We start from the raw sequence: 16,740 nt of genomic DNA, 5'->3' as shown, positions 1-16,740 counted from the left end.
GAGAGGGACGTAACGCATGGCACGCTTCTTCATCGACCGGCCCGTTTTTGCCTGGGTGATTTCGATCCTCATCATGGGCATCGGCATTCTGGCGATCCGCACGCTTCCGGTGGCGCAATATCCGCAGATCGCACCGCCTTCGGTGACGATCACCGCGAATTATCCCGGCGCGTCGGCCAATACCGTGGCCAATACCGTGACGCAGGTGATCGAACAGCAGATGACCGGGCTTGACGGGCTGCGGTATTTTTCCTCCAGCTCCACGGCGGACGGGCTGGCAGAGGTGACGCTCACGTTCGAGACCGGCACCGATGCGGATATCGCGCAGGTGCAGGTTCAGAACAAACTGAGCCAAGCCACGCCGCTGTTGCCGGAAACGGTGCAGCGTCAGGGTCTGACGGTGGAAAAATCCTCGGCCGGGTTCCTGATGGTGGTCGCTCTGATTTCGACCGATGGCACGCTCGAGCAGGTGGATCTGGCCGATTACATGGTCAGCAACCTCGTCGATGAACTGAGCCGGATCCAGGGGGTCGGATCGGTCAATGTGTTCGGCGGGCAATATGCCATGCGCATCTGGCTGGATCCGGCGAAACTGGCCGCGTTCGAGTTGACGCCGGCGGATGTGGTGGCGGCGGTTTCGGCACAGAACGCGCAGATCTCGGCCGGGGCCTTTGGGGCGCGTCCGACGCTTGAGGGCCAGCAACTCAACGCCACGATCACCGCGCAATCGCTGCTGCGCACGCCCGAGGATTTCCGCCAGATCGTGCTGCGCGCCGAAACCGATGGCGGGCTTGTGCTGCTCGATGATGTGGCGCGGGTCGAGATCGGGGCCGAGAACTATGCCACGATCGCCCGGTTCAACGCCGATCCGGCCGCAGGCATGGCGATCACGCTGGCGCCGGGGGCCAATGCGCTGGACACCGCGTCCGCGATCAAGGAGCGGATGCAGGATTTCTCCCGGTTCTTTCCGACGGGCGTTGATTACGTCATTCCCTATGACACCACGCCCTTTGTGGAAATCTCGATCAAGGAAGTGGTCAAGACCCTGTTCGAGGCGATTGGCCTGGTGTTTCTGGTGATGTTCCTGTTCCTGCAGAACCTGCGCGCCACGCTGATCCCGACACTGGCGGTGCCTGTGGTGCTTCTGGGCACGTTCGGGGTGCTGGCGGCGGCGGGCTTCACCATCAACACGCTGACCATGCTGGCCATGGTGCTGGCGATCGGCCTGCTTGTGGATGACGCCATCGTGGTGGTCGAGAATGTCGAGCGCATCATGGAGGAAGAAGGCCTGCCCCCGCGCGAGGCCACGCATAAATCCATGGGCCAGATCACCGGCGCGCTGATCGGGATCGCCATGGTTCTGTCGGCGGTCTTTGTGCCGATGGCGTTCTTTCCCGGCTCGACCGGGGTGATCTATCAGCAATTCGCCATCACCATCGTCTCGGCCATGGCGCTGTCGGTGGTGGTTGCGCTGACGCTGACGCCTGCGCTTTGCGCCTCGTTGCTGCAGCCCAAGGGACATGCAGCAAAACGCGGGCCGTTCAGCTGGTTCAACAGCGGCTTTTCGCGGCTGACCAACGGCTATACCGGCACCGTGCGCTGGAGTGTGCGCCGACCCTTCCGGGTGGGCATCATCTATCTTGTGCTGGCGGCGGTGATGGTGGGGCTGTTCATGCGCACGCCCACCGGCTTTCTGCCCGAAGAGGATCAGGGCATCCTGTTCACGTTGATCCAGACCCCCACGGGCGCCACCGCCGAACGCACGCTGGAAGTGGTCAAGCAGGTCGAGGATTATTACCTCACGCAAGAGGACGAGGTCGTGGAATCGACCTTCGGGGTCGTCGGCTTCAGCTTTGCCGGACGCGGGCAGAACATGGGTCTGGCCTTTGTTCAGCTGAAGGACTGGGACGAGCGCCCTGCCCCGCAACAAAGCGTGCAGGCGCTGGCGGGACGGGCCTTTGGCGCCTTCAGCCAGATCCAGGATGCACAGGTCTTTCCCATCGTGCCGCCCTCGGTGATCGAGCTTGGCAACGTATCGGGTTTCGATTTCTACCTGCAGGCCCGCGACGGGCAAAGCCACGAGGATCTTGTCGCCGCGCGCAACCGTCTTCTGGGGGCCGCCGCGCAAAGCCCGCTGATCGCCTCGGCCCGCCCCAGCGGGCTGGAGGATGCCGCGCAGTTCAATCTGGATATCGACTGGCGCAAGGCCGGTGCGATGGGGCTGACGCCCACCGATGTCGGCCAGCTTCTGCAGATCGCATGGGCCGGGACCTATGTGAACGACTTCATCGATCAGGGCCGCATCAAGCGCGTCTATGTGCAGGGCGAGGCCGATGCCCGCGCCGTGCCCACGGATATCGACAAGTGGCGCGTGCGCAATGCCAGCGGCCAGCTGGTGCCGTTCTCGAATTTCGCCGAAGGGCGATGGGATTACGGCGCGCAGGGGCTTTATCGCTACAATAGCGTGCCATCGATCCAGATTCAGGGCTCGCCCGCGACGGGTGTCACCACCGGCGAGGCCATGGCGGAGATGGAGCGGTTGGTGAGCGAGCTTGGCACCGGCTACAGTCTGGCCTGGACCGGGTTGTCGCTGGAAGAGCGGCAATCGGGCAATCAGGCGCCGCTGCTTTATGCGCTGTCACTGGCGGCGGTGTTCCTGTCGCTGGCGGCACTCTACGAAAGCTGGTCCATTCCCTTCGCGGTGATGCTGGCGATGCCGATCGGCATTCTGGGCGCGCTGACCGGTGCGTGGCTGGGCGGGTTCGAAAACGGCGTGTTCTTCCAGGTGGGGCTTTTGACGGTGATCGGCCTGACCGGCAAGAACGCCATTCTGATCGTGGAATTCGCGCGCGACAGATACGAGGCCGGAGAACGCGTGATCGACGCCGTGGCCGAAGCCGCGCGCCAGCGCTTTCGCCCGATCATCATGACCTCGATGGCGTTTTCGCTTGGCGTGCTGCCACTGGTGCTGAGTTCCGGTGCGGGCTCGGGCGGGCGCAATGCCATCGGCTCGGGCGTGCTGGCGGGCACGCTTTCGGCCACGCTTCTGGGGGTGGTCTTTGTGCCGCTGTTCTTCATGATCGTCACCCGGGTTTTCCGCCGGGGTGGCGGCGAGCGTGGCAAAGACAACGCCTGAAACGGGGCCTGATCCGGGGTCTGATCCGGCGTCGCGCGCCCTTGGCGGGCTGCGGCGCGGCGCTCAGACCACCAGCACGGGGACGGTCGAAATGCCCGTGACCTTGTGAGACACGCTGCCCAGAAGATACCCTTCGACCGAGCCCATGCCACGGCTGCCGATCACGATCAGATCCATCCCGTGCTCTTGCGCGAATTTCACGATGGTGCGCGACGCAGGCCCGGATTTCACGAAAGCGCGCACATCGGTGCGGCCCGCGTTATGCGCGAGGGTTTTGGCGTATTCGGCCACTTCCTTGGCATGGGCGCGCATGATGTCATCGAGATTGCCGGGATCGTCGGGGCGCACCATCGACAAGGACGCCTCGAGCATCGAATGGTGCCGATAGACCGTCAGGATCGTGATCTTGATATCGCCGCCACTGCAGGCGCGCGACAGCTCCAGCGCGGTTTCGAGGGCTTTCTCGGCATTGGGCGAGCCGTCGAACGGGACAAGAATAGATTTGAACATCCGTCTCTCCTGACTACTTCGCGAAGGCCAGATCGCGCAGGAAGAGCGCAATCTGCGGGAAGAAGATCAGCGCCACCGCGACCGACAGCAGGATGAAGATGAAGGGCGGCGTGCCCCGGATCACCTCCATGTAGGGCCGTTTGAACACGGCGATGGCAGTGAAGATATCGCAGCCGAATGGCGGGGTGGCCGATCCGATGGCCACCTGCAGCGTGATGATCGTGCCCACCAGAACCGGATCGAGCCCGACCTGATCCACCACCGGCGCGAAGATCGGCACCAGCACGAGGATCACCACGATGGGATCGACGAACATGCAGCCCACGAAAAACGCGATGGAAATCACGAAGAGCACGCCGATCTGATCCATCTGGTCGATGCCGATCCCGCCAAGGATCTGCTGCGGGATTTGTGCAAACGAGATCACCCAGGAAAATGCCGCCCCCACGCCCACGAGGATGAACACCACCGCCGTGATGAGACCTGTGGATTTCGCCGTGTCATAGACCCCCTTGAGGTCCAGTTCGCGGAAGATCACCACCTCGAGGATGAGCGCATAGAGCACGCAGGCCGCCGCCGCCTCGGTCGGGCTGAAGATGCCGCCATAGATGCCCCCGATGATGATCAGCGGAAACCCGAGGGGCCAGAGCGCCTTGCGCCCGGCGCTGAGGCGTTCCGGCCAGCTGAATTTCGGCTCGGTGGGCACCTTGTTGCGGACCGCGTAGATCCAGGAATAGACCGAGAACAGGAACAGGATCAAAAGCCCCGGCCCGATCCCGGCGATGAACAGTTCGGCAATCGAGGTGTTGGATACGACGCCATAGATGATCATCCCGATCGATGGCGGGATGAGAAACGCGATATCCGACGCGTTCACGATCAGCGCCAGGATGAAGCTGTCGTTATAGCCGGCCTTCTGCATGCGGGGCCGCAGGGGCGAGCCGATGGCCACCACCGTGGCCTGGGTCGAGCCCGAGACCGCGCCGAACATCGTGCAGGCCGCCGCCGTGGATACCGCAAGGCCCCCCTTCAGGTGACCGACGAAGGCCATCACGAGGTCGATCAGCCGGTTGGCCGACTGGCCGCGCGTCATGATATCGGCGGCAAAGATGAACATCGGCACCGCGATCAACGAGGCAGGCCGGATACCCGCCATGATCTGTTGCACCATCGTTTCAAGCTGGCTGAAGCCTCCGAAGAGGGTGTAGAAGCCGACAAAGGCCCCGACGATCAGCGGGATCATCATTGGAAAGCCCAGCAGAAGCAGGACGATCATGATCGAGAAAATCGTGAGCGCCATCCGTCAGACCTCCATCTCGTCTTCGTCATAGCCTTCCAGAACGGCGGTCGAGAGGAAGATGTCCTTCTCGAGGATGTTCTTGATGGCGGTCAGCAGATACTGCATGCCGGTCATGAAAAAGCCGACCGGAACCCAGACAAGCGTGATCCAGACGGGGATCTGAAGCGAGGGAAGCACGCGCCCGCGCCCGGCCTGTGTCATGATGTAATTGAAGGCATACCAGCACAGCCCGAACATGAAGACGGCCGTGACCAGCGTGATCACGATCATCATCAGCTTGCGCAGTCGCGGCGGCATCGCGTCATAGATGGCCGACATGCGGATATGACGCCCGTGACGCGCCGCATAGCTGATACCGGCGAAGGTGATCATGATGATCAGGATGCGGTTCAGTTCCTCGGAAAAGAACAGGCTGTTCTGAAAGACGAACCGCCCCACCACATTTGCGATCGTGTTGGCCGCCATCAGCAGGACGCCCACCGCCAGAAGCACCGCCTCGATCCGGGCGATCGTGTTGTCGATGCCGCCAAGCACCCCCGGCAGTGTCGAGCGGTATTCGCCAAGTGCCGCATCGTCTGCAGAGGTGGTATCCGTCTGCGACTGCGTCTGAGACTCGCTCATCCCCGTAATGTCCTCAAATGACCCCTGGAAATTATCCGGCGGCCGCGGGTCTGCCGCAGCCGCCGGCCGTCATGCTCAGTTGGTCACGGCTTCGAGATCCGCTTTCATCTGCTCGAGGATCGCAGCCCCGCTTTCGCCGGTCATTTCAAGGAATGTCGCTTCGACATCCGCTGCCGCCTCGATGAAGGGCGTGCGCTCTTCCTCGGTCAGGACATTGACCTGCATTTCGGGCTTGGCCGCCTTGATCTTCTCGATGCTCTCTTCGTGCAGCCCTTTCTGGTAGTCGATGATATGCTCGAAGGCGACATCCATCGCATCGTCGATCATCTGCTGCTCGTCTTCGGACAGGCCGTCATAGAAATCCTGATTGGCCATCACGGCGGTGGTGAAGTTGTTGTGGCCCGCGCAGGTGATGACCTCGGTAACCTCGTACATCTTGGTCGACTCGATGAAGAACATCGGGTTTTCCTGACCCTGGATGATGCCGGTCTGCAGCGCGCCATAGACCTCGCCCCATGGCAGCGGGGTGGGTGTTGCGCCGAACGCCTTGTAGCTTTCCACCAGAAGCGGGTTGGTCATCACCCGGAACTTCACCTCGTTGAGATCGGGCGGACCGGTGACAGGCTCTTGCGTGGTCATGCAGACCTCGCCTTCGGGGAACATCACCAGAAGCTCGAGCCCCTGTTCGGCATAAAGCTCGGGGAACATCTCGTTGATGGCCTTGGAGGTGCGGAAGAACTCGCCCAGTGCCTCGGTATCCTGCGGCAAGAGGTAAGGCACGAAGAACACCTGTGCCTCGGGGATCAGCGAGCCGGTGAAGCCCGGGCTTTGATCCACGAATTGCAGAATGCCGGCCTGTGCCTGCTCCATGGTGTCGGCGGATTCGCCGAGCGTGCCATAGGGGAAAAGCTGCACGGTGTGATCGGAATTGGCTTCAATCTCTTCCTTGAATTTCTGGGCGAAAATGCCCTGCACTTCGTCGATGGCCTCTTCGAACGCGTAGCGCCAGGTATCGGCGCTGGCCATGCTTGCGGTCATGGCCATGACACTCGCGGCAGTGGCAGCCACTGCGGTTTTCGTCATGTAGTTCGCCATTACAATGCTCCCTCTTTTCAACATTTGTGCCGAAAGCGTGAGGGGCATTGTAATGCATGTCAAACCATTAATTGTATCATTACATTATTAGTAGACGACCGGATAAGCCCCTTCGGGCGGGGCGCTCAACAATGCGGCAAGGCGCTCGAGCGCGCCGCGAAACCGGGCCGCGTCAGGCTCTCCGCCAACGGAAATGCGCACTGCGTCGAGGGCCGGGGCCTGCGGCGTCAGGAATGGACCCGCCGGGGCCAGCGCGATGTCCTGATCGCGGGCCAGACGGACGAAATCCCGGGCGTCCCAGCCCTTGGGCAAAGGCAGCCAGTAATGCAGCCCGCCGGGATGCCCCTCGATGTCATGCGGCCCCAGAACGGCGCGGACGATATCGAACCTCTCGGCCAGCCGGTCGCGCTGCCACTGCGCCAGTTCGGCGGCGGTGCCATCGCGCACCCAACGCGCGGCAATCTCGCAGACCAGCGGCGTGGCGGCCCATGAAAACACCAGCAAGCGGCTCAGCAGCGCCGATTGAAGATGCGGCGGGCCGACCATGTAGCCCGCCCGCAAACCGGAGACCGTGCATTTGGTGAAGGTCGTGAGGTAAATGCCGCGCTCGGGCGCCAGCGCCGTGATCGGCGCCGGACCGCGCGACAAAATCGGCCCATAGGCGTCGTTTTCCACGATCAGCAGATCATGCATCGCCGCGATCCGGGCGATCGCGGCGCGGCGCGGTGCATCCATGACACCCGCCTGCGGCAAGGTCAGCGTGGGCAGCGTGACCAGAACCCGCGGCCCATGCGTGCGGCAGGCCTGATCCAGCGCGTCGGGCAGCATCCCCTGCCCGTCACCGGCCACCCCGATCAGGGTCAGCCCCAGATAGCGGCACAGCGATATCACCAGATGATGGGTCACCGCATCCGCCAGCACGACATCCCCCGGCGCGGTGACCGCCGACAGGGCCGCCGCCATGCCATGCGTCACGCCATTGGTCAGGATGACCCGGTCCGCATCGGTTTCAAGACCCAGACCCGACAACCAGAGCGCCCCCGCTTCGCGATGGTCAAGCTGGCCCTGATTGGGCCGGCAAGACAGGATCGTCACGGGATCGGCCTTGTCGGCCATCTCGCGCAGGGTGCGCCGCATGGCGATGTCGTGGCGTTCATCGAACAAAGGGCGCGACAGCGCCAGATCGCAGACCTGCGCCTGCACGGGTCTGAGCGCATAGGGTGGGCGGTCCTGCTGGGCCTGATCGACCACGAAAGTGCCGCGCCCGACATGGCCTTCGATCAGATTGTGCTGGCGCAGCCGGTCATAGGCCTTGCCGACGGTCTGCACGCTGATGCCAAGCTCGGCCGCGACCGCGCGATGCGTCGGCACCTTTGCCCCGGCAGGCAGCCTGCCCTCGCGGATCTCGCGCTCGATGGCGGCGGCAAGGCTCAGGTACAAAGGCTCGGACAGGGTCGCACGGTCAAGAAAATCGAACGTCATCTGGGCCTCGTGAAAGCTGTGCGCCAAGACAGGCGCCTGTCCTGTATCGGGCACATAAACGCAGGGTTTGACAAGACAGCACGCCAAGGGCGTCTTGATGCAAGCATCGCCGGACAACAAAACATCCCCGCCGCTTTCGCGGCGGGGATGCGCGTCAGACCGGATGGGTCTTACTTGTGGTTCTTGTATTTAGCCGCTTCCTTGGCCTGTCCAAGCGCCAGCGCAAGCACACAGATCACGATCGCGATCAGCGTGAACAGACCCGGCAAAGCGCCACCTGCGCCCATGAAGATCGCGCCGCTTGCCGCGTCCCATGTCGGTGTGTCGAATGGATATCCCATATGTCAGTTCCTCCTTGTTCAGCTGGCCGCCGGCGGTGACGCGGCGATCCCTTCGGGATAGGCCTGTGCCGGCACCTTGACGGTGTCCAGACCGGCGATTTCAGCAGCTTCAGGTACCCGAAGCATACCCACGATCTTCAGGATCAACGCGCTCACATATCCTGTGACAAGCCCGATCGCGATGAAGACGACGGCCCCCACGATCTGACCCACGAGGCTGATGGTCGGCGCGCCTTCGCCCAGCAAGGCGGGATAGCCCGTGCCGAAGATGCCGAGCATCACGAGGCCATAGATCCCGATCGTGCCGTGCACCGTGACCGCCCCCACCGCATCGTCGATCCCGAACTTCTCGAGGAAGGTCGCCGCAGGCTTGAGGATCAGGCCGGCGCCGAAGGCGATGATGAAGGCCAGAGCCGGCCAGTAGATGTCGAGACCCGACGCCACCGAGATGATCCCGGCCAGAGCGCCCGACATCATCCAGAACGGATCGCGCGTGCCCAGCCATGCGCCGATGATGCCACCGGCCACCGACATCAGGATGTTGAAGCTCAGCGCGCCAAGATTGGTCGGCGTGCCATAGATCGTTGCGAAATTCGCGCCCCAGGACCATGCCTCGCCGCCCACGACGACACAGGCCATCAGGAAGCCCCAGAAGCCGACGATAATGAGCATAAGGCCCATCGCCGTCAGCGGCAGATTGTGACCGGGAATGTGGTTCGCCGTGCCGTCTGCGTTGAACTTGCCGACGCGCGGACCAAGGTTGATCAGCACACCAAGCGCGAAGAAGCCCGCCACCGCATGGACCAGACCCGCCGCGCCGAAATCATGCAAGCCCCAGCTCTGCACCAGCCAGCCATCGGCGTGCCAGCCCCAGGCCGCCGCCAGCGTCCAGCTGAACCCGCCAAGGATCACCGCAAGGATCACGAAGCCCACGGTCTGGATGCGTTCGATCACCGCCCCCGACATGATCGAGGCCGTCGTGGCGGCGAACAGCGTGAACGCCCCCCAGAACACACCACTGATCTGATCGTCGATATTCGGCCCCATGGCCGCAGCCGCCTCGCCCCAGCCCCATGCAAAGCTGTTGGCATAGGCCGCGCCGGAAATGCCGTTGGGTCCTTCGGACAGGCTGAACCCCGTGGGGAACGCCCAATAGACCCACCAGCCGAAGAAATAGAACGCCGGGATCACAAAGGCGATGGCAAGGATGTTCTTGACCCCTGACGACAACGCATTCTTGGCCCGCGAGGCGCCCATTTCATAGGCAAGAAATCCCGCATGGATGATGATCATCAGCGGGATCGTCAGGTAATAATAGGTCTCGGCGAACATCGTGTTCGTCAGGTTGCCCTTGGTTTCTATCGCGGCGACCTTGGCCGCAAGTTCCGCTAGCTGTTCTTCCATAGTCACTTCACCTCCATGTTGGCCGTGCCGCGTTCATGCGCGCGGCGTTATCGGCAGCAACAAAAGTCAAGCGCCTGAATCGGTCTGCCCAAAGAACTTTCTTGATCCCAAAGCACCAAGCCCCCGTCCCGCATGGGGTGTTTTCAGCGCAGGAATGCGCGGCAGCGCCGCACCGTTTGACGCAAGGTAAGCCTTTGCCTTTTCATTGAAAATCCGGCATTGAAGGCCACTGGTGCAACGACCGCAAAAGGCCCGGCTGCCGTCAGTCGAAGTCGGCATCGCCAGAAAAGAAAATCTCAGCTCTGATATTATTTTATGCGAAAATCAGGGCCTTTGCGCAATTTTACGTCGCTTTATGAATCGATTTCCCCGCAAATGTGGTCCACTATTGGCCCAATCACCACCAATATCAGACCGATCAGAGAATCTGGTTGCCGCGCATCTGGACCATGGCTTGGCATCGATGGCGACAGAGGGCGTTTTCCATGACGCGCATCGCGCGCGCCACGCAGCTGCCATCTGGCGCAGGCGGGCGGATTGGCCTAGATGCGGGACATGAAATTCGAATTGCCCGACCTTTGCGCCCTGCACGACCTGAGCGTCGATACGATCATCGATGCCCGCTCGCCTGCGGAATACGCCGAAGACCACCTTCCGGGCGCGATCAACCTGCCCTCGCTCAGTGATGACCAACGCGCGGAAGTCGGCACAATCTACGTTCAGGAAGACCGTTTCAGGGCGCGCAAGATCGGCGCGGCCCATGTCGCGCGCAATGTGGCGGGGTATCTCGAGGGGCCATTGGCGGACAAGCCGGGCAACTGGCGACCGCTGGTCTATTGCTGGCGCGGCGGTCAACGCTCGGGCGCTTTCGCCACGATCCTGCAGCAGATCGGCTGGCGGGTGCAGGTTATCGATGGCGGCTACCGTGCCTATCGCCGGCTTGTCGTCGACATGCTCTATGAACAGCCGCTTGGCCTCAGACCGTTGCTGCTTGACGGCAATACCGGCACGGCCAAGACCCGCCTTCTGGCGCTGCTCGCCGAACGGGGCTGGCAGGTGATCGATCTCGAAGGTCTGGCCAATCATCGCGGCTCGGCTTTGGGCGACATGCCGGGCGGTCAGCCGACACAAAAGCTTTTCGAGGGCCGGCTGGCCCAAGCGCTTGCCGGGCTTGATCCGCAGCGTCCGGTGGTGATCGAGGCCGAGTCCAACAAGGTCGGGCACAGGATCGTGCCGCCATCGCTCTGGCAGTCGATGCGCGCGGCGCCAAGCGTCGAGATCAGCGCGCCATCCGCCGCGCGCGCCGCCTTTCTGGCCAGCGCCTATGCCGATATCAGCGCAACGCCCGATCAGCTTTGTCATCAGCTCGACCTGCTGCGACCCATTCGCGGCCACGCCCTTGTGGATGCATGGCAGCGGCTGGCGGCTCAAGGCGCGTTCACCGATCTGGCCCATGCCCTGATCACCGAGCATTACGATCCGGCCTATGCCAAGGCCCGACAGCGCAACGACGTGTCTACAACGCATCGCGTCGCCGTGAATGATCTGGATGATGCGGCCCTGATCAGCGCCCTGCCCCGGATCGAGGCGGCGCTGATGCGCGCCGCCGACCCTGAAGCGGTCCGCCTTTGACCTAAGGCATCAGCTAAAGGCGGAACGCGTGCAACGATCGAACGGAGCACTGCATTTCGCGAAACGCTTCAGCGCAGAAGAAGCCGCGCACTGTCATCCGTGACCTCTCCGATCTCGGCCGCGTCGATGCCCGCCGCGCGCAAGGCGTCCAGACAGGGACCCGCTTTGTCGGACGGGACCGCCGCCAGCAAGCCGCCTGCGGTCTGCGGATCGAACAGCCAGTCCGGCGGCTCAGCGCCATCGATATAAGGCATCGCATGGGCCGCGTTGGCGCCTTGCAGGGACGATGCGACCCGCCGCTCCACAAGCCCCGCAACCCCGTCCAACAAGGGAATATCCGCCAGCCGGAGCATCGCCCCGCAGCCGCTGGCCTGCATGATCGCCAGCAGATGCCCCGCCAGTCCGAAGCCCGTGACATCGGTCATGGCGCGCGCATCGGCCCGCAAGATCCCGGAATCCTGCGCCAAAGGCCGCTCCATCGAGGCCATGGCGCGCGCCACGACATCCCCATCCGCCTTTGCCGCCATCGCGGCGGCCAGGATGATCCCCGTCCCCAGAGGTTTGGTCAGGATCAGCCGATCACCGGGCCGCGCCCCCCCAAGCCCGATGGGGGCATCGCGGCACAGTCCCGTGACGGTGAAGCCGATGGTCATCTCGCGGCCCTGCGTGGTATGGCCGCCGATGATCGCAGCCCCGGCATCGGCCATCACATCGGCAGCACCCGCCATGATCTCGCGCAGGGTATGGCGCTGCTGGCGGTCGGCCATGCGCGGCAGGATCACATTGACCAGCGCCGATTGCGGCTCGGCGCCCATCGCCCAGACATCGCCCAGCGCATGCACCGCGGTGATCCGCGCCATCGCCCACGGATCGGCGGTAAAGGCGCGCAGATGATCGGTGCTCAGAACCTGCGTCTGCCCGCCGATCCGCAGAACGCCCGCATCATCGCCGGGAAGGCTCAGGACATCGTCGCGCGCCACCGGCGCCAGCTCGGCGATCATGCCGCCCAAAGCGCCCGGCCCCACCTTGGCGCCGCAACCGCCACAGATCACCGGATGATCCGCCATCTCGGCGCGCACGCCATTGGCCACATCCTGCGGCACGACCGGGGCGGGCATGTCGGGCAAATCGCGGAACTTCTCCATGAAGCGCTGATCGATCCAGTCCTTCCAGCGCCACAGCCCCGGCAGGGACAGCCCCACACCGCCCCTGTCCGCCAAGGCGCGCTTGCCGCCAAGTGACACAAGCTTCAGGAAATCGGCCTGCGGGTTGAAGATGCGGCGCTGCGCCCCGGTCAGATCGGCGCGCAGGTTATGGGTGAGGATGGGGGCGGCGCGCACCGCATAGACTCCCGCCTTGGGCCGTGGCGCATGGCGGATATGGGCGCAGTCGCCCACCGCATAGATCGCGGGATCGTCCACCACGCGCAGCCATTCATCCACCTCGATGAACCCGTCCTTGAGCGGCAGGCCGCTTTGCGCAAGCCAGCCCCAGGGGCGCGCGCCCGCAGCCCCCACCACCAGACGGGCCGCGATCAGCGTGCCATCGGCCAGCCTGACCGCGTCGGGCGTGACCGCCGCGACATCCACATGCTCGCGCAGCTTGATCCCGGCTTGCCACAACGCCTCCCATAGCGCGCGGCGCGTGCCCGGTGCCGTGCCCTGCAGCGCCTTGCCCGCATCGAGCAACGTGATCTCGGGCCGCGCGGCACCGACAGCGCGCAAGCGGTGATGCATCGCCAGTGCCAGCTCGACCGCGCCCACGCCCGCACCGATCAGAGCCACGCGCGGCACCTCGCCGCTTCCCGCCACCGCCGCGACATAGCGCTCCCAGGCCTCGGCGAACGGCCCAAGCGGCTTGGCGGCGATGCCGTGCCTGTCAAAGCCCTCGATCTCCAGCGGCGCCGACGAGATGCCGATGTCGATCGACAGATGGTCATAGGCGATCGCCGGTCGCCGCGCGAGCTGCACCAGCCTTGCGGCACGGTCCAGACCAACGGCGCGATCCTGCACCAGCCGCGCGCCCGCGAACTGCGCAAGGCGCAACAGATCTATATCCAGCGCATCTCGCGGGTAATGACCGGCCACATGCCCCGGCAACATGCCCGTATAGGGCGCTTTGACATTCGGGTCGATCACGGTCAGCCGCACACCTGGCAGCGGTTTCATGCCCCAGCGCCGCAGCATCAGGGCATGGGCATGTCCTCCGCCGATCAGCACCAGATCACGGGTCACGGGAAGATCGGTGTTCATCGCAATGTCCGCCTTGTCGTTCAGAAGGTATCAGCACGACAAGAACAGGAAATGCGCGCAGATGGAATGGGACCAAATGCAGCGCATGCCGGGCGGCGGCGGTCAGGAGCCGTTGTGCCCCTTGACCATTTTCCGAAGCTGATTGGGCGACAGCTCTTCTTCGCCCAGAAACTCGTTCAGCATCGATTTGTAGGGCTGTCGACCGGGCGGGTTTTCGCGACGGCGGTTCTCGATATTGACCAGCGTCGTATCCCTTTGCGTTTCGATCAGCGGCAGGGCACTTTCGTCCTCGGTGTCGCGGGCCAGATTGAACAGCACTTTCAGGATGCCCGCCTTGGTCACCCAGCGCAGCGGATGCCGTTTTCCGACGGTTAATTCCAACGAGACATTGCGCGGGAATTTCGCCAGAGCCACCTGAAGCCGGCGGTTCAGAGGTTTTTCGATATCCTCGCGCGACAGGCTGTCCCTGCCGTTCTGGATGCACAGGAACAACCCGCCCCCACGGTAGGAGAAGAAACAATTGTCGCGCCGTATCGTCTCGGAGATGACGCCCGCGACCAGATGGATCAGTTGGCGGAACTGGTCGGGCGAGCAGACCTGATGCGCCTGATCGGCCTGCAAGATCCGGATCGAGCTGACCGAGGACTGGAACATGCCGAATCTCGGCAGTTGCATGATGTAATTCTCGAAGGCGGTATAGCTGAGCACGCGATCGATATTTCGGATGTCGATCACTTCGGCAAAGCCGTCATCCTGCGCCGTATCGCCAGAGGGCGCATCCGCACCGGACCGGGCGCTTTCGGCGCTCGCCATGGACGAGGTGCTGCTATCGGGCCCTTGGCTGCGGGCGAAGCGCTGGCTGCTCTTGATCCGCGCCCGCAATTCACCAAGCTCGAAGGGTTTGGTGATGTAGTCATTGGCCCCCGCCGCAAAGGCGCGGTCCAGATGGTCGAGCTGCGCCATCGCCGTCAGCATGATGATCGATGTATTGGCGTAACGGGGCGTGTTGCGGATCTTTTCACACAAGGTGATCCCGTCGATCTGCGGCATCTGGATGTCGAGCACGAAACAGTCGAACTGCTCTTCGCTGGTCGCGATGCAGTCCAACGCCTCCACGCCTCCCGGGCAGGCGGTAACGTTATGCCCGCAGGACGCGCTCAGGAATTGCTTGAGCAGGGCCAGAATGCTTTCGTCATCGTCTACCAGCAGAATCTTCATCCTGTCGGTCTCCCGTGTGATCCACGAATGACTGCTGACTGCAAAAAAGATACGTCCCGCAGGCTTTGGATGCGTACCGACACACTTGCGTAAAGCTAGTTGACGATGTCGTTCAAAATATGGCGTCAGAGTGACGTCTACCCGCCGAAAGAAGCGCAGAACACACGCTTACAGGCCACGCGGAGAATCGGATTTTTCCGATGTTTTGAAGGGAGATAGGCGGCAGGGGCATCGGATACGGCCATGCTCCGGCCACGAAGAATTTGGCAAAATGATGTAAAAACTGGGCACGGGCGGCGGCATCGCGCCCGCGAGATCCCGAATCCCGCGTCGCTTGCCCGCCCGGATCATCCAAGTTCCACCTTAATTTGCACAAAGATTTTCCCGATTTGTCCGGCACGGTCCATTCACCATGTGCGTATCGAGTTTCTTCAGTCCAAGACACCTGTTTCCAGAATGGCGGATACCCGGATGAAGATCCTGACCGTGGATGATGACGATTCCTTCGTCGAACTGATCGAACGATCGCTCAGCGCCAGCGACAATCACGAGATTGTCACGGCCCTTTCCGGCGCGGAAGCCATGAACATCCTCAGGAAGGATGAAACCGCCTTCGATTGCCTGCTGTTCGACATTCAGATGCCCGAGCTCGACGGGATCAGCCTGTGCCGGCATGTCCGCACCGATCCGCGCTATGCGACGACGCCCGTCATCATGCTCACCGCGATGTCACAACGCCACTATCTCGACAACGCGTTCGCGGCCGGGGCGTCGGATTATCTGAACAAGCCGTTCGACTTTCAGGATCTGCGGGAAAAGCTGCGATCGTGGCAGCGCACGGATATCGCCCATTACAAGCCCGCAGGCGGTGTCGATGCCTTTGGCCAGCCTGTCGCGCGCACGATCACGTCATCCGATATCGACCTTGCCGCGCATCTTGAATCGCTGGATCTGCCGCGTCTCGTGGAATATCTCGCCTTCGAGAATTTCGTGCTCAAACGCGCGCAGCAGACCTCGAAACGGTTCTGCGTCGGCGCTTTGAAGATCTCGAATTTCGAACGGTTGCAGGACGAGCTGTCCGGCGCCGAGCTGATCCGCGTGATCTCGGCCTATGGCAGATTGCTGTCGGTCGGCATGCGCAAGCTCGACGCGATGTTTTCCTATCGCGGCAGGGGCATCTTTCTGATCGCCTGCCCCGGCTTCGCCCGGCTTCTCAATGCACGCCTTCAGAGGGCTTTGGCCCAGGCCGCAGGCCAGCTTGATCGCGCGGATGCGGCGGCACAGGCCCGGGTGCACCACGTTCTGGGGGTGCCCTTCAGGGTCAAGACCCCCGACGATGCGATTTTCGCCCTTTACGAGGCGGTCAAAAGCGTCGAGGCGCTGAATATCGCCAAATCGCTGGACAAGGTTCCGGCCCGTCAATTGGGCAACCTCTATTTCAACGACGAGCTCGCCCATCTCGAAGCGCGCGGCTATCGCGCGCTCTTCAAGGACGATATCCGCAGTTCGGACGGCAACTGGCCGCCTGCCAAGATGCTCATGCCGAAAGGCTGAGACCGGCGGCCAGCGCGCCTTTGCGCGCAACCAAACCCCCGCAAATCTTTGGAAAAACGCGGCGCAGCCATGCCTGCCGCCAAGTCATGCGTGGCGCGATAGCCTTCAAATCAAGGACAATCTTGCCGCAAGCCAGCTAAATGTTGCGCCAGCGCAAAAAAGAACTGGCACAAATGCATCACCATGTCTCATAAT

The 16,740-nt window shown here is 62.8% G+C and carries 12 protein-coding genes; 3 read left to right on the top strand and 9 right to left on the bottom strand.

The features are described from left to right. The first annotated feature begins 16 nt into the window (after nucleotides 1-16). A complete protein-coding gene (locus F3H35_RS07570; RefSeq protein ID WP_149779010.1) occupies nucleotides 17-3,136 on the top strand; it encodes an efflux RND transporter permease subunit in 3,120 nt (1,039 codons plus the stop codon). Nucleotides 3,137-3,199: 63 nt separating this feature from the next. Here F3H35_RS07570 and F3H35_RS07565 read toward each other — a convergent pair whose 3' ends face one another. From F3H35_RS07565 to F3H35_RS07540, 7 genes are all read right to left on the bottom strand, one after another. Then, nucleotides 3,200-3,646: a universal stress protein gene (locus tag F3H35_RS07565; protein WP_149779009.1), complete on the bottom strand. Its 447-nt coding sequence runs from the start codon at nucleotides 3,644-3,646 to the stop codon at nucleotides 3,200-3,202. Nucleotides 3,647-3,659: 13 nt separating this feature from the next. Then, a complete protein-coding gene (locus F3H35_RS07560; RefSeq protein WP_149779008.1) occupies nucleotides 3,660-4,946 on the bottom strand; it encodes a TRAP transporter large permease in 1,287 nt (428 codons plus the stop codon). 3 nt (nucleotides 4,947-4,949) lie between these two features. Beyond that, a complete protein-coding gene (locus F3H35_RS07555) occupies nucleotides 4,950-5,567 on the bottom strand; it encodes a TRAP transporter small permease (RefSeq protein ID WP_007814146.1) in 618 nt (205 codons plus the stop codon). Nucleotides 5,568-5,642: 75 nt separating this feature from the next. Then, entirely contained in the window at nucleotides 5,643-6,650 is a 1,008-nt protein-coding gene (locus F3H35_RS07550) for a TRAP transporter substrate-binding protein (RefSeq protein ID WP_394852309.1), read from the bottom strand. A gap of 99 nt (nucleotides 6,651-6,749) precedes the next feature. Next, nucleotides 6,750-8,144, bottom strand: a complete 1,395-nt coding sequence (ehuR, locus tag F3H35_RS07545) for a MocR-like ectoine utilization transcription factor EhuR (protein WP_223228345.1) — start codon at nucleotides 8,142-8,144, stop codon at nucleotides 6,750-6,752. A 170-nt stretch (nucleotides 8,145-8,314) separates the two neighbouring features. Then, nucleotides 8,315-8,485: a hypothetical protein gene (locus tag F3H35_RS18820; protein ID WP_188129912.1), complete on the bottom strand. Its 171-nt coding sequence runs from the start codon at nucleotides 8,483-8,485 to the stop codon at nucleotides 8,315-8,317. 18 nt (nucleotides 8,486-8,503) lie between these two features. Beyond that, complete coding sequence (locus tag F3H35_RS07540) at nucleotides 8,504-9,889, bottom strand: ammonium transporter (RefSeq protein WP_149779005.1); 1,386 nt, start codon at nucleotides 9,887-9,889, stop codon at nucleotides 8,504-8,506. 555 nt (nucleotides 9,890-10,444) lie between these two features. On the opposite strand from F3H35_RS07540, the gene mnmH reads away from it, so the two are divergent. After that, on the top strand, nucleotides 10,445-11,521 hold the full coding sequence (mnmH, locus tag F3H35_RS07535; RefSeq protein WP_394852308.1) for a tRNA 2-selenouridine(34) synthase MnmH: 1,077 nt from the start codon (nucleotides 10,445-10,447) through the stop codon (nucleotides 11,519-11,521). A gap of 68 nt (nucleotides 11,522-11,589) precedes the next feature. Here mnmH and selD read toward each other — a convergent pair whose 3' ends face one another. Together selD and F3H35_RS07525 are read right to left on the bottom strand one after the other, a co-directional pair. Then, nucleotides 11,590-13,773, bottom strand: coding sequence for a selenide, water dikinase SelD (selD, locus tag F3H35_RS07530; RefSeq protein ID WP_149779003.1), 2,184 nt, complete (start codon nucleotides 13,771-13,773; stop codon nucleotides 11,590-11,592). Between the two features lie 102 nt (nucleotides 13,774-13,875). After that, nucleotides 13,876-14,991 carry a response regulator gene (locus F3H35_RS07525; RefSeq protein ID WP_149779002.1) on the bottom strand — a complete coding sequence of 372 codons (1,116 nt, stop codon included), beginning with the start codon at nucleotides 14,989-14,991 and terminating at the stop codon, nucleotides 13,876-13,878. A gap of 456 nt (nucleotides 14,992-15,447) precedes the next feature. Here F3H35_RS07525 and F3H35_RS07520 point away from each other — a divergent pair, with 456 nt between their 5' ends. After that, on the top strand, nucleotides 15,448-16,545 hold the full coding sequence (locus tag F3H35_RS07520; protein ID WP_188129911.1) for a response regulator: 1,098 nt from the start codon (nucleotides 15,448-15,450) through the stop codon (nucleotides 16,543-16,545). Nucleotides 16,546-16,740 lie beyond the last annotated feature (195 nt).

Origin of the sequence: Roseovarius litoreus (assembly GCF_900142765.1) — a bacterium.
Taxonomy (GTDB): Bacteria; Pseudomonadota; Alphaproteobacteria; order Rhodobacterales; family Rhodobacteraceae; genus Roseovarius; species Roseovarius litoreus.
This window is presented reverse-complemented; position numbering and strand designations above follow the sequence as displayed.